Origin of the sequence: Amycolatopsis ultiminotia (genome assembly GCF_039536925.1) — a bacterium.
GTDB lineage: Bacteria > Actinomycetota > Actinomycetes > Mycobacteriales > Pseudonocardiaceae > Amycolatopsis > Amycolatopsis ultiminotia.
In genome coordinates this window covers 263,091-276,950 of sequence record NZ_BAAAZN010000001.1, presented here as the reverse complement: position 1 = coordinate 276,950, position 13,860 = coordinate 263,091, and the positions used below count along the sequence as shown (strand labels likewise).

Genomic DNA, 13,860 nt, shown 5'->3' with positions numbered 1-13,860 from the left:
CAACCGGTTCAGAGAGTAAGCGCGTACGGGTCCCATGCCGCGGGCAGCGCGGGCGGCAGATCCACCGTGCCGGTCAGCTCGACCGAGTGGCCGTCGGTGATCGATTCGCCGATCGCCAGCATCGCGTCCAGCACGTGGAACGCCAGTTCCCCGGACGCCCGCTCGGGCACCCCGGCCCGGATCGCCCTTGCCAGTTCGAGCACCCCGGTGCCGCGCGAGGCGGCGTGCCCGAGCGCGGGCAGTGTCTCCGGCGCGTCCCGGCCGGCCAGGTGCAGCACGGTGCTGCCGTCGAAGCGGTTCGGATCGGGCAGTACCGCCGTGCCGCGCGTTCCGGACACCTCGACGAAACCGGTGCGGGACAAGGCCGAGTCAAAACTCAGCACCACCTGCGCACTGCCACCGCCGGCGAATTCGACGAGCGCGGTCACCGTGGTCGGCACGGTCACCGGGAATCGCGTGCCCGTCCGCGGGCCGGATCCGATCACCCGGGTGTCGCGGGCCCGTCCGCCGGCTCCGGTGACCTTCCGGATCGGGCCGAACAGCTGGACCAGTCCGGTGAGGTAGTACGGGCCCATGTCCAGCAGCGGTCCCCCGCCGGTGCCGAACAGGAACTCCGGCGCGGGATGCCAGCTCTCCGGCCCCGGCGTCTGGAACAACGCGAGCGCGGTGCGCGGCTGCCCGATCCGGCCCGCGTCGATCGCCCGTCGCGCGGTCTGCAACCCGGCGCCGAGCACGGTGTCCGGGGCGCTCGCCACGCGCAGGCCCTTCTCCCTGGCCGCGGCAAGCAGTTTCGCGGCGCTCTCCCGGTCCAGTGCGAGTGGCTTCTCCGCCCACACGTGCTTGCCCGCCGCCAGTGCGGCGAGCCCGACGTCCACGTGCGCGGCCGGCGTGGTCAGGTTGACCACCAGCTCGACGTCCGGGTCGGCGAGCAGTTCGGCCACCGTGCCCCCGCGCGGCACACCGTGCTTGTCCGCCTGCCCGCGAGCGCGCCCGACGTCGAGGTCGGCGACCGCGTGCACCCTCAGGTCCGGGAAGGCGGTGAGGTTTTCCAGGTAGGTGTCGCTGATGACGCCCGCGCCGAGCACACCGACGCCGACCGGTCCGCCGGTCACCTCCCCGCGCCGGTGAGGTGCGCGAAGCTCGCGGCGATGCCCTCGAACACGTCGCCGTCGTACTGGTCGAACTCGACCACACGCAGTGCGTCCGGCGCCGCGGCCAGCACTTCGGCCAGCGGGATCCGGCCCTGTCCTGCGGGCACCTGTCCAGTGGCGTCGGTGGCCAGCGAACCGTCCTTCACGTGGATCGCGTGCACCCGCCCGCCCAGCCGGCGCAGCAGCGCGGGCGCGTCCTCGCCGCCCGCGGTGGCCCAGTAGGTGTCGACCTCGAGCACGATCTCCGGGTCCAGCTGCTCGGCGAACACCTCGAACGCACTGCGGTCGCCGATCCGGTTTTCCAGCTCCCACCAGTGGTTGTGGTAACCGACGCGGACGCCGTGCCCGGCCGCCGCGCCGACCGCCGCGTTGAGTGCCGCGGCGGTGGCCGAGATGTCGCGCTCGTCCTGCCACAGCTCGGGTTTCACGAGCGGATCGATGACCACACCGATGCCCAGTTCGCGCGCAGCGGCGAAAACCGCGTCCTGGTCCTCGCCGATCAGCTTCGCGTGCGCGGTCGGCGCGGTCAGCCCGTTCGACGGCAGGCCGGTGCGGAGCACTTCGACGTTGCCCACCACACCGTACGGTTCGACCTCGGTGAACCCGATCTCGGCCAGCCGGCCCAAGGTGCCCACCGGATCGGCCGCGAAGGCGTCGCGGACCGAGTACAGCTGCACGGAAGGCTTGCCCATTCGCGCTCCTTGGCTCAGGTGGTCGTGCCGGAACCCCCGCGACAATTTCTACCACCTGGTCAGTATTGGCACCAGGCGTCGCCGTCCGGTTCCCCCGCGATGACGCACCGATCAGGCCGGGGCCAGGTCCTTGTGGTAGATGAGGAATTCGCACGGAACGGCCGACCGCCCGGCGAGGCGCGGGAAGGCCGCTTCGAGCGTCGAGGTCCGCACCACCCGGTAGCCGAGCCGCTGGTACCAGCCCGCGAGGAACTCCTTCATCGGATGGGTTCCCCGCCGGGGCACGAGCAGCTCCAGCTGCATCCGGCGGTGCCCTGCGGTGCGGGCCCGCTCCTCGGCGAAACGCACCAGCGCCCGGCCGAGACCGGCGCCGCGCACCTGCGCAGATGCAGCGAGCATGCCGAATTCGCCGGTGTCGTCGGCGAGGCGCCGGACCCGCACGCAACCGACCACGCGGCCGTCGAGCCGGGCCACGACGATCTCCCCCGCCGCGACGAGCCCGGCGACCTCCGTGGTCGTCGTGCGTTCGAGCGGACCGGCCCACAGTCCTTCCTCGGCCCGTGCGTAGACGCTGTTGACCAGTTCGGTCACCGTGGCCACGAGCGCAGCGTCTTCGGCAGCGGACGAGGGCAGCAGCGTGATTTCCGGAACCGGCACCGGGCACCTCCGCATTGCAGGGTAACCTCGTTCAGCCCGCGGCCGAACCGGAAATCTCCGGCCGGGCTTCGCCGAACCCGCCGTAGCGACCCGCCTTGGCCCGCTTGCGCACCTCGTCGAAGTGCCGGTGCACGGCGGCCTCCGCGGCGTCCTCGTCCCGCCGGACGAGTGCGTCCACGATGGCCTGATGACGTTTCGCGGTCCCCGCAACCGACGCGGCCGCCGGCCCGCCCAGCTCCGTCTCCGCGGCGCGGTAGACGTCCCAGAACAGCCCGGTGAGCTCGCGGGCCAGGTCGAACCCGGCCTCCGCGCAGATCAGGTCGTGGAACTCCCGGTCCGCGACCGCCACGTCCGGGCCCTTCCGGCGCATCCGCGCCACGCAGGCCTCCAGCCGGCCGATCAGCTCCGGCCGGTGGTCGCGCGCGACACGGCGGGTCAGCTCGGTTTCGAGCATTTCACGCACCTCGAGCAGATCACGCAGCCGGCCGGCGTCGGTCGTACCGCGGGTGCGGGTGCGAAACAGCAGCCACGTCTGCAGTGCCTCCGAACCGGCGGACCCGACGAAGGTGCCGTAGCCGTGCCGGATCTCCACGATACCCAGCGCCTGCAGGGCCTTGACCGCTTCGCGGATCGAGTTGCGGCTGACCCCGATGGCCTCGGCAAGGCTCAGCTCGGTGGGCATCGGCGCACCCGGCGGCAACCTGCGCTCGACGATCAGGTCGATGATCCGCTTGGTGATCTCTTCACTGCGTTGCGCGCGCGCCACCACTGTCTCCCGGAGGTCTTTCGTCCACTGGCACGTCGCCATCACCGGACATCCTACGTCATGCCGTCGCGGTACCGGCGTTACGACGTCAGGACATCAGGGCCCGGACAGCCGCGGAATCCCTCTTGACCGGCGGATCCGCGCGGCTTAGGGTTCGGCCCAGTCATAGGACGTCCCACGTCCTACTTCTGGGGTCGTGCCGGCGGTTCTCCCCCGCCAGTCAGGAGACGCGATGTCGCGAACCAGCACCGGGGCCGGTTCTCCGTTCGATCGGCGCGCGCTGCTGCGCTACGCCGGACTCGCGGGCGCGGCCGCGGCGTTTTCGCCGGTCCTCGCCGCCTGCGGCGGACCCCCTTCGACCATCAAGGTCGGCAATTCCGCGAGCCTGATCACCGCGGTCGTCGGCTACGGCAACAACCAGTCCTGGGACCCGCTGCAGACCGCCTCCGCGTTCTCCATGGCGGCATTTCTGCACAGCTACGAATCCCTCGTCGAAGGCGACCCGGTGACCCGCGATTCGTACGCGGGGCTGGCCAAAGCGCTGCCCGCCGATCTGCACGGCACGAGCCTGCGGTTCGACCTGCGGGAGGGCGCGAAGTGGCACGACGGTCAGCCGGTGCTCGCCGACGACGTGATGTTCACCTACGCGCGCGTACTCGATCCGGAGGAGAACGTGCTCATCCACAGCTTCTTCTCGCAGTGGCTGCGCGAGGTGCGCAAGATCGGCGACCGCAGCGTGGAGTTCGTCCTCAAATTCCCGTTTCCCTATGCACTGCAACGGATCCAGATGTGCAAGATCGTGCCGGAGCACGTCTTCGAGAACAACTGGGGCGCTGCCGCGGCGGGCAAGGTCGTCGGCTCCGGGCCGTACCGGGTGACCGAGCAGGCGCCGATGTCGCACACCTCGTTCGAGAAGTTCGAGGGGTACAGCGGCCCGCGTCCGGCCGCCTACCGGAAGATGATCTGGAAGTCCGTGGTGGACGCCGCACCGCGGGTGGCGGCGATCTCCGGTGCCCGTCCGGACGCGCAGATCGTGGAGAACATCCCGGCCGCCAACATCGGCCAGCTGCGCGCAGCGGGCCGCACGGTGGAGTTCGCCGACGGCGGGAACAACCTGTACCTGATGTTCAACAGTGCGCACCCGCCGTTCGACGACAAACGCGTGCGCCAGGCCCTGCACTACGCGATCGACAAGAAGAAGCTGATCGAGATCGGGCTGCGCGGCGCCGGCACCGCGGGCACCTCGTTCATCAACCCGAAACTGCCGCAGTCGCAACCGGCCGCGCACGACTTCCGCTACGACCCCGGCAAGGCTCGGCAGCTGCTCGCCGAGGCCGGGATCAGCACCCTGAAAGTCTCGTTGTCCACCACGAACACCTCACTCGTGCTCGACTGTGTGAAAGTGGTCAAGGAGGGCTGGGACGCGGTCGGCGTGGAGACCACTTTGGACTCCCAGGACACCAAGGCGCTCTTCTCCAAACTGGACAACGGCGGCGATTTCCAGGTCGTGTCCACCACGAACAACGCGATGCAGTTCGGCAACGACCCGGATCTGCTGATCCGCTACTACTACGACGCGCAATCGCTGATGATGACGAAGTACGCGCGCTGGACCGGCCCGGACGCGCAAGCCCTGCTCACCCTGCAGGACCAGGCCGCCGCGGAACCCGACGAAGCCCGGCGGGCCGGCCGGTACCGGCAGCTGCTCGACCTGATTTCCGAGGAAGCGGTGATCTACCCGATCGCCTTCACCCGGATGGGCACGGCATGGGATCCGCGGGAGCTCGCCGGCGTACGGGCCCAGGGCTACCCGGGCATCAACCTCAACCAGGCCGATCCGGCCTGATCCGCGGGAGGTCCACGTGATCGTCGTCGTACGGATGCTGGCCGGCCGCATCCTCGCCCTGATCCCGCTGCTGCTCGGCGTGATCCTGTTCGTGTTCGTCGTGATGCGGTTCTCCCCGGTCGATCCGGCGCTGGCCGCGTTCAACGGCGCCAACGCCAGCCAGGCGCAGCTACAGCAGTTCCGCGCGCAGAACGGCCTGCTCGACCCGCTTCCGCTGCAGTACGTGCACTTCGTGTGGCACCTGCTGCACGGGGACTTCGGCACCAGCGTGATCACCAAGGAACCGGTGGGACAGACCATCGCCACCGCGCTCCCGCTGACCGTGCAGCTCACCCTGCTCGGACTGGTGCTCGCGCTCGTGCTGTCGCTGGTGCTCGGCGTGACCTCGGCACTGTTCCGCGGCCGATGGCCGGACCAGCTGATCCGGGTGCTCACCCTCGGCGGGCTGGCCGCGCCGGCGTTCTGGATCGCACTGCTGCTCGTGCAATGGCTCGCCGTGGGCAAGGGCCTCTTCCCCACCAGCGGCTACATCAACCCGGCCGATTCGCTGTCCGGCTGGCTGAACTCGCTGACCCTGCCCGCGATCTCGCTGTCGCTGCCGGTGGCCGCACAGCTGACCAGGGTGATCCGCACGTCCATGGTCGAGGAGCTGGACAAGGACTACGTGCGCACCGCACGGGGCGGCGGGCTGCCCCCGGTCGTCGTGGTGGGCCGCAACGTGCTGCGCAACGCGCTCACCACGCCGCTGACCGTGCTCGGTCTCCGGATCGGCTACCTGCTCGGCGGCGCGGTGGTGATCGAGACGATGTTCGCGCTGCCCGGTATGGGCCAGAACATGATCCAGGCCGTGCAGGACGGGGACACCGCGAAGGTGCAGGGCTTCGTGCTCACCATCGCGATCGCCTTCGTCCTGGTCAACCTGGTGGTCGACGTGCTGTCCCTCGTCGTGAGCCCGCGCCTGCGGAGCCGGTCGTGATGCGCCCGGTGCTGCGCCCCGGCCTGACCGCCCGGCTGTCCCGCCCCGGCGTCCGGTTCCGGCGGCTTCCGCTGTCCTCCTGGATCGCGCTGGCCGTGCTGCTGGTGCTCGTGCTGGCCGCGGTGGCGGGTCCGCTGCTGGCGACGCACGATCCGGACGCGCTGAGCACCGACACCGGCGGGCCGGGCGCGGCGCACTGGTTCGGCACCGACCAGTCCGGCCGCGACATCTTCTCCCGGCTCGTGGCCGGCACCCGGTGGTCACTGGCGATCGGCCTCGGCGCGACCGTGCTGGCGCTGGCCGCGGGTGTGCTGATCGGCTCGTTCGCCGCGACCACCGGACGCCGCACCGATTCCGTGCTGATGCGCGTGCTCGACGTGATCATGGCGTTTCCCGGGGTCGCACTCGCCGCGGTGCTGGTCGCGGTGTTCGGCCGCGGGATCCTGGTGCTGATCCTCGCCATCGGATTCCTCAACATGGCCCCGGTCGCCCGCGTGGTGCGGGCGAACGTCCAGGCCCAGTACGGCGAGGACTACGTGGCCGCGGAACGGGTGCTCGGCGCGAAGCGGCTGTTCATCCTCGCCCGGCACGTCGCGGTCAACTGCGCGGCACCGGTCCTGGTCTACTGCACGGTGACGGTGGCCGACGCGATCGTGTTCGAGGCGTCGCTGTCGTTCATCGGCGCGGGTATCCAGCCGCCGAACCCGTCGTGGGGATCGGTGCTGTCCGACGGCAAGGACATGGTGCTCACCGGCGGCTGGTGGGCCACGCTGTTCCCCGGCCTGCTGATCCTGATCACCGTGCTGGTGCTGAACATCCTGTCCGAGGGGATCTCCGATGCCTGGGCCGCGCCCTCGGCCCGCACCGCCAAAGCGGGCGAAGCGGCGCACCTGGTCGAGAAGGCAGTCGAGAAGGCAGCCGAGAACGCTGCCCCGGTGCTTCCGTTGCGCGGATTGCCGGAAGCCGGACGGCGGCTGTCGGCGAAAGCGCGGGATCTCTCCGGCCGGCCCGCCGTGCTGGAGGTCGACAACCTGACCGTCTCGTTCCCGGACCGGCACCGCGGGGTCAACGTGGTCGACGGTGTCTCGTTCACCGTGCGGGCCGGGGAAGTGCTCGGCCTGATCGGCGAATCCGGCTGTGGCAAATCGCTGACCGCATTGTCGATCATGGGGCTGCAGCCCGACGCGGCCCGCCTCGGCGGGGAAATCCGGTTCGCCGGCGAGGATCTGCCGAGCATGCGGGCGGCCGCCCGGCGCAGGCATCTCGGGCACGACATCTCGATGGTCTACCAGGACGCGCTCAGTTCGCTGAACCCGGCGATGACGATCCGCGCGCAGCTCAAGCAGTTCACCCGCAGGGGCGGCACCCGCACCCCGGCGGAGCTGCTGGAGCTGGTGAACCTCGACCCCGGCCGCACGCTGCGGGCCTACCCGCACGAACTGTCCGGCGGCCAGCGCCAGCGCGTGCTGATCGCGATGGCGCTCTCGCGCAGCCCGAAGCTCATCGTGGCCGACGAGCCGACCACCGCACTCGACGTGACCGTGCAGGCACAGATCATCGCGCTGCTGCTGCGCTTGCAGGAGGAACTGGGCTTCGCGCTCGTGCTGGTCTCGCACGACCTCGCGCTGGTTTCCGACGTCGCAGACCGCGTGGTCGTGATGTACGGCGGGCAGGTGGCCGAAACCGGGTCCACCGCGCAGGTCGTCGGCGCACCGCAGCACCACTACACCCGCGGGCTGCTGAGCGCGGTGCTATCGCTCGAAGAGAACGAAGCGAAACTGACCCAGATCAAGGGAGTCGTGCCCGCACCCGCGGACTTCCCGCCGGGCTGCCGGTTCGCCGAGCGCTGCCCGGCCGCCCGCGGGCACTGTTTCGAGGTGCCGCCGCAACGCCGGGGCGAAGACCATCTGGTGGCCTGCCACTACCCCGCCGAAAGCGCGATCCCGGTGGTCGCGGAAGGAGCCGAGGCATGAACCTCGTCGAAGTCGACGGCGTGCACGTGGTGTACCGGATCCGCGGCGCGAGCCTGTTCGGCCGTGCGCAGGTGGATGCGCTCACCGATGTGAGCCTGACCATCGAGGCCGGGGAAACCGTCGGCGTGGTCGGGGAATCCGGCTGCGGGAAGTCCACTTTGGCCAAGGTGCTGGTCGGGCTCCAGAAGCCGTCCGCGGGCACCGTGCGGTATTCCGGTACGCCGCTGGACCGGCTGCGGGCCGCCGAACTCGGCCGCACGGTCGGCATGGTGTTCCAGGATCCGGCCACCGCACTGAACCGGCGGCTGTCCGTCGGGAAGATCCTGCGCGACCCGCTCGACGTGCATCGCCGCGGCAAGCCCGCGGAACGGGACGAACGCGTGCGGGAGTTGATGAACCTGGTCGGGCTGCCCCCGAGCGTGGCCGGCGCACTGCCCGCGCAGCTGTCCGGCGGGCAGCGCCAGCGGGTGGCGATCGCCAGGGCGCTCGCCTTGCACCCGGCGCTGCTGGTGGCCGACGAACCGACGTCCGCACTCGACGTGTCGGTCCGCGCGCAGATCCTGAACCTCCTGCTGGATCTGCGGGAACGGCTCGGCCTGGCGATGGTGTTCGTGTCGCACGACATCCAGACCGTGCGCCGGATGAGCGACCGCATCGTGACCATGTACCTCGGCCGGGTCGTCGAACAGGCGCCCGCAGCGGAACTGCCGGCGCAGGCGCACCATCCGTACACGCGGGCGTTGTTCTCCGCCACACCGAGCCTGCTGCATCCGGTCGAGCCGATCGTCCTCAGCGGACCGGTGCCGTCGGCCACCGCACCGCCGCCGGGCTGCCCGTTCCACACCCGCTGTCCGAAGGCCACCCCCGAGTGCTCGATCGGCCTGCCCCCGACGGACGGTCCGCCGGAACACACCTACCGCTGCATCCACCCAGAGATCCCGACCGGAGTGAGCCCCTCATGACCCCGCCGAAGTTCGCCGGCATCATCCCGCCGCTGTGCACGCCGCTGCACGACGACTTCACCGTGGACACCGATTCCCTGCGACGGCACATCGAATACCAGCTCGGCGCGGGCGTGCACGGCATCTTCGTGCTCGGCTCGTCGAGCGAGGTCGCCTTCCTGCCCGGCGAACAGCGCCGGAGCACCGTCGAGACCGCGGTCGACCAGGTCGCGGGCCGGGTTCCGGTGCTGGCCGGATGCATCGACATGACCACGCTGCGGGTGGCCGAGCACGTCAAGACCGCCGAGGCCGCAGGCGCGGACGCCATCGTGGTGACCGCGCCGTACTACACCCGCACGCACGCCGCGGAGATCGACCGGCATTTCCGGCTGCTGCACGAGCGGACGTCGCTGCCGATCTTCGCCTACGACATCCCGGTCGCGGTGCACACGAAACTCGACCGCGAGACGGTGCTGGCGCTGGCCGCGGACGGGGTACTCGCCGGGATCAAGGATTCCAGCGGTGACGAGGCGGGATTCCGCTTCCTGCTCAAGGCCCGCCGGGAACGCGGTCTCGATTCCTTCGCCGTGTTCACCGGGTCCGAGCTGCTGGTGGACTCCGCGCTGGCACTCGGTGCGGACGGTGCGGTACCCGGCCTCGGAAACGTCGATCCGGCCGGGTACGTGCAGATCCACGACCACTGCCGCGCGGGCGACGCGACGGCCGCGCGCCGGGAGCAGGAACGTCTGCTGTCGCTGTTCACCATCACCGACGTCGCGCCGCCGGAACGGATGGGCCGCGGTTCGGCCGCACTCGGTGCGTTCAAGGCCGCGATGAAGATGCGCGGGTTCATCGACAACGCCGTGCTGGCCCCGCCGCAGCTGCCGCTGAATGCCGACGAGCTGTTGCAGATCAAGGAAAAGCTGGCGGAGACGGGGTTGCTCTGAGATGGATCGGCTGTACTACGGCGGGGATTACAACCCCGAACACTGGTCCCCCGAGGTGCACGACGAGGACTTGAAGCTGATGGCCGAGACCGGCGTGTCGATGGTGACCGCCGGGATCTTCTCCTGGGCACAGGTCGAGCCGCGGCCGGGCGAGTACGACTTCGGCTGGTTCGACGAGGTGCTGGACAAACTCGCCGCGGGCCGGGTTTCGGTCTGCCTCGCGACGATGACCGCCTCACCGCCGCCGTGGCTTTCGCACCGGCATCCGGAAATCCTGCCCGTGCGGGCGGACGGCACCCGGCTCTCCGCGGGCGCACGGCAGCAGTTCTGCCCGTCCAGCCCGGTCTACCGCGAGCACGCCGTGCGGCTCGTGGAGCAGCTCGCCACCCGCTACGCCGGGCATCCCGCGCTGGCCATGTGGCACATCGGCAACGAGTTCGGCTGCCACATCCGTGCGTGCTACTGCGCAGTTTCGGCCGAGGACTTCCGCCGCTGGCTGCGCGAGCGCTACCGCAGCATCGACGCACTCAACGCGGCGTGGAGCACCACGTTCTGGTCGCAGCGCTACGACGACTGGGCCGAGATCGAGCCGCCGCGCGTCGCGCCGACCTTCCCGAACCCGGCACAGCAGCTGGACTACCACCGGTTCTCCTCGGACGCCTCGCTCGGCTGTTACCGCGCCGAACGCGAGGTGCTGGCCAGGGTGACCCCGGACGTCCCGGTGACCACGAACTTCGTCGGGCTGGTGCAGAAGGCACTCGACTGGCACACCTGGACCCCGCACGAGGACGTGGTGAGCCTCGATTCCTACCCCGATCCGCACGATCCGCGCGGGCATCTGGAGGCGGCCTTCGCCTACGACCTCGTCCGCTCCGCCAAGGACGGCAAGCCGTGGCTGTTGCTGGAGCAGGCGCCGAGCGCGGTCAACTGGCGGACCCGCAACGGGCCGAAGCCCCCCGGCGCCATGCGGCTGGGCAGCTGGCAGGCGGTGGCACGGGGTGCGGACGCGGTGCTGTTCTTCCAATGGCGGCAGACCACGGGCGGCGCGGAGAAGTTCCACTCGGCGATGGTGCCGCACGGCGGCCGTGACACCCGGACCTTCCGCGAGGTGCGCGAGCTCGGCCGTGAACTGGCTTCGGTGCCGCAGATCGCCGACAGCCGTGTGCACGCCGACGTGGCCATCCTGCACGACTGGAACAGCTGGTGGGCGCTGGAACTGGATTCGCACCCGTCGGACGACCTGCGCCAGCTGGACACCCACCTGGCGCACTACGCCCCGCTGTTCGACGCCAACGTGACCTGCGACGTACGGCATCCGGCGCGTGAGCTGTCCGGGTACCGGCTCGTGGTGGTGCCCAACCTGTACCTGATGGACTCGGCGGTGGCGGCGAACCTCCGGTCCTATGTGGAGGGAGGCGGGCATCTGGTGGTGTCCTTCTTCTCCGGCATCGTGGACGAGAACGACCGGGTGCACCTCGGCGGATACCCGGCGCCGTTGCGGGCCCTGCTCGGCCTGCGCGTGGACGAATTCTGGCCGCTGCCCGAAGGCGGCGAGACCACTGTGGACCTCGACGGCATCCCGGCGCCGGCGACGATCTGGTCGGAGTGGATCGAACCCGAGGGCGCCGCGACGGTGGCCACCTTCGCCGAGGGCGCGCTGGCCGGCCGCCCGGCCGTGACCCGGCACGAGTTCGGCGAGGGCGTCGCCTGGTACCTGGGCACCCGGCCGTCCCCGGACACGATGCGCCTGCTGTTCGACCGGATCACCGCCGAGGCCGGCGTGACACCGGTGCTGCCCGGACTGCCCGACGGGGTGCAAGCCGTGCTGCGCCACGGCGAATCGGACTACCTGTTCCTGCTCAACCACGGCACGGAAGCGGTCACCGTGTCCGTGCCGGAACCTGCCGCGGACCTGCTCGCCGATCCGGGACAGCCGGTTTCGGAGGTACCGCTGGCCGCCGGCGGGGTGGCGGTGCTGGCACTGGCGGGCGGGGAGGAAGTCCGGTGAGACGGCTTTCCCTGGCCGCACTGGCCTTCCTGCTGCTGGTATTCGGCGTCCAGGGGGTCGCACGCGCGGCCCCGGCCCTCGACCAGCAGGCGGTTTTCAACCCGCACCAGGAGACCGGTTACGCCTGTTTCCGCATTCCGGCGATCGTTCACAGCGCGTCGGGCACACTGCTCGCCTTCGCCGAGGGCCGCCGCGACAACTGCGGCGACACCGGCGACATCGACCTGGTGCTCAAACGATCCACCGACGGCGGCAGCACCTGGTCGCCGCTGCAGGTGGTCAACCGCGGCGGTGGCGACACGCACGGCAACCCGGTGCCCATTGTGGACACTGCAACCGGCCGGATCGTGCTGATCACCACGTACAACAAGGGCCGCGACGACGATCAGGCGTGCGATGTCCCGTGCCCGCGCGCACCACATTCGCAGTACAGCGACGACGACGGCCGCACCTGGTCCGGCCCGGTCGACATCAGCGCGCAAGCGAAGCTGCCGGAGTGGGATTCGTGGTACGCATCCGGTCCGGTGCACGGAATCCGGCTGGCATACGGCAGGCACGCCGGACGGCTGGTGTTCGGTGTCAATGCGGAGCGCAGTGACGGCACCGACTCCGTGCAGAACTACGCCGCGCTGGTCTACAGCGACGACCACGGCCGGAGCTGGCACGTGGGCGCGGTGGACAGCTATCCGCATCCGGCCGGCCGGAGCTACGCGCAAAAGCCTTCGGAGGTCAGCGTTGCCGAACTTCCGGACGGCACGATCTACGCCGGTGGCCGGGAACAAGACGGTACCGACGTCGGCAACCGGGACTACGCGCTGAGCCGCGACGGCGGGGAAACCTTCAGCGGGCCGTTCACCGCGATCCCGGACCTCGTCACGCCGATGGTGCAGGGTTCGCTGCTGCGGCTGGAACGCCCCGGCGGCGAGCGGCTGCTATTCGCCTCGCCCGCCGACACCGACCACCGCCGTTGGATGACCATCCGCTCGTCCTACGATCACGGCCGCAGCTGGGAGAACGCGGACCAGGGCACGCGGATCACGTCCGACTGGTCCGGCTATTCCGACCTGGTGCAGTTGAGCGGTCCGCAGGAACCGAACGCGAGGATCGGCCTGCTGTACGAAGGCGGCGCGGTCGACGCTCGCGACGAAATCCGCTTCGCCCGCTTCGACGAACACGACCTCGGCTGGCGTCGTTCCGCCGGACCGTCCACTCCGGACATTTCGACCGGTCACACCGGCGCCAACCTGGTCGGCGGGACGAACGTGGCGCCCGGCCGGTTCGGCGGCGCGGTGCAGCTGGACGGCGTCGACGATTTCGTGCGTGCGCGGTATTCGCCGGCACAGCTGGTGGGCGCGGGTGACTTCACCTTCAGCACCTGGTTCCGTTACGGCGCTTCGAAACAGCCACAGGCGTTGCTCTGGCTGGGCGGCATGGGAACCACGGCGCCCCAGCTGTGGCTGCGTGGCGAACCTGCGGACCACCGGCTGCTCGCGAGCATGACCACCGCATCCGGAAACCGCTCGGTGACCACTCCGCAGGCCTACGACGACCAGCAGTGGCACCACCTCGCGCTGCAGCGTTCCCGGGGACAGCTGCGGATCCTGGTGGACGGAGCGGTCGCCGCCACCGGTCCGGACGTTTCCGGCTCGGTCAGCGAGACCGTCTCGTTCCAGCTGCTGCTCGGCGAACGGCTCGACGGCAGCCAGCATCTCGCCGGTGCCCTCGACGACACCCGGCTCTACCGGAGGGCCCTCACCGGTCCCGAGGTGGCCAGGGTGGCCACCGGCGCCGCGGTGCCCGGTGCGGTGTGCTGGCTGCCGTTCGACCGGGCGGGCTGACCACGCGATTCCGGCCGGTTTGTCCCGGCTTGCCGGTCGTCCGGCGGTGCGCCGGGGTAATCGGG

At 70.4% G+C, this 13,860-nt stretch carries 11 protein-coding genes; 7 read left to right on the top strand and 4 right to left on the bottom strand.

The window, feature by feature from the left end:
• Positions 1-8: 8 nt before the first annotated feature.
• The 4 genes from ABD793_RS01260 to ABD793_RS01245 all read right to left on the bottom strand — a co-directional run bounded on the left by ABD793_RS01260 (position 9) and on the right by ABD793_RS01245 (position 3,308).
• Positions 9-1,112 carry a Gfo/Idh/MocA family protein gene (locus ABD793_RS01260; RefSeq protein WP_344854353.1) on the bottom strand — a complete coding sequence of 368 codons (1,104 nt, stop codon included), beginning with the start codon at positions 1,110-1,112 and terminating at the stop codon, positions 9-11.
• Entirely contained in the window at positions 1,109-1,843 is a 735-nt protein-coding gene (locus ABD793_RS01255) for a sugar phosphate isomerase/epimerase family protein (protein ID WP_344854352.1), read from the bottom strand. Before ABD793_RS01255 ends, ABD793_RS01260 begins: the two co-directional genes overlap by 4 nt.
• Positions 1,844-1,954: 111 nt before the next feature.
• On the bottom strand, positions 1,955-2,500 hold the full coding sequence (locus ABD793_RS01250) for a GNAT family N-acetyltransferase (protein WP_344854351.1): 546 nt from the start codon (positions 2,498-2,500) through the stop codon (positions 1,955-1,957).
• Positions 2,501-2,531: 31 nt separating this feature from the next.
• Positions 2,532-3,308, bottom strand: a complete 777-nt coding sequence (locus ABD793_RS01245; protein ID WP_344854350.1) for a FadR/GntR family transcriptional regulator — start codon at positions 3,306-3,308, stop codon at positions 2,532-2,534.
• A 190-nt stretch (positions 3,309-3,498) separates the two neighbouring features.
• Between ABD793_RS01245 and ABD793_RS01240 the strand changes: the two genes are divergently transcribed.
• Genes ABD793_RS01240 through ABD793_RS01210 form a run of 7 tightly spaced genes read left to right on the top strand, consistent with a single transcriptional unit; the run spans position 3,499 to position 13,795 of the window.
• Positions 3,499-5,112, top strand: coding sequence for an ABC transporter substrate-binding protein (locus tag ABD793_RS01240; RefSeq protein WP_344854349.1), 1,614 nt, complete (start codon positions 3,499-3,501; stop codon positions 5,110-5,112).
• A gap of 16 nt (positions 5,113-5,128) precedes the next feature.
• Positions 5,129-6,088 carry an ABC transporter permease gene (locus ABD793_RS01235; RefSeq protein WP_344854348.1) on the top strand — a complete coding sequence of 320 codons (960 nt, stop codon included), beginning with the start codon at positions 5,129-5,131 and terminating at the stop codon, positions 6,086-6,088.
• A complete protein-coding gene (locus ABD793_RS01230) occupies positions 6,088-8,061 on the top strand; it encodes a dipeptide/oligopeptide/nickel ABC transporter permease/ATP-binding protein (protein ID WP_344855745.1) in 1,974 nt (657 codons plus the stop codon). Before ABD793_RS01235 ends, ABD793_RS01230 begins: the two co-directional genes overlap by 1 nt.
• Positions 8,058-9,023, top strand: coding sequence for an oligopeptide/dipeptide ABC transporter ATP-binding protein (locus tag ABD793_RS01225; RefSeq protein ID WP_344854347.1), 966 nt, complete (start codon positions 8,058-8,060; stop codon positions 9,021-9,023). The genes ABD793_RS01230 and ABD793_RS01225 overlap by 4 nt, the downstream gene beginning before the upstream one ends.
• On the top strand, positions 9,020-9,949 hold the full coding sequence (locus ABD793_RS01220; RefSeq protein WP_344854346.1) for a dihydrodipicolinate synthase family protein: 930 nt from the start codon (positions 9,020-9,022) through the stop codon (positions 9,947-9,949). The genes ABD793_RS01225 and ABD793_RS01220 overlap by 4 nt, the downstream gene beginning before the upstream one ends.
• A 1-nt stretch (position 9,950) precedes the next feature.
• The gene (locus ABD793_RS01215) at positions 9,951-11,957 is read left to right on the top strand and encodes a beta-galactosidase (protein ID WP_344854345.1); all 2,007 of its coding nucleotides are present in this window, start codon (positions 9,951-9,953) and stop codon (positions 11,955-11,957) included.
• Positions 11,954-13,795 (top strand): exo-alpha-sialidase, encoded by a 1,842-nt coding sequence (locus tag ABD793_RS01210; RefSeq protein WP_344854343.1) that lies wholly within the window; start codon positions 11,954-11,956, stop codon positions 13,793-13,795. Before ABD793_RS01215 ends, ABD793_RS01210 begins: the two co-directional genes overlap by 4 nt.
• Positions 13,796-13,860 lie beyond the last annotated feature (65 nt).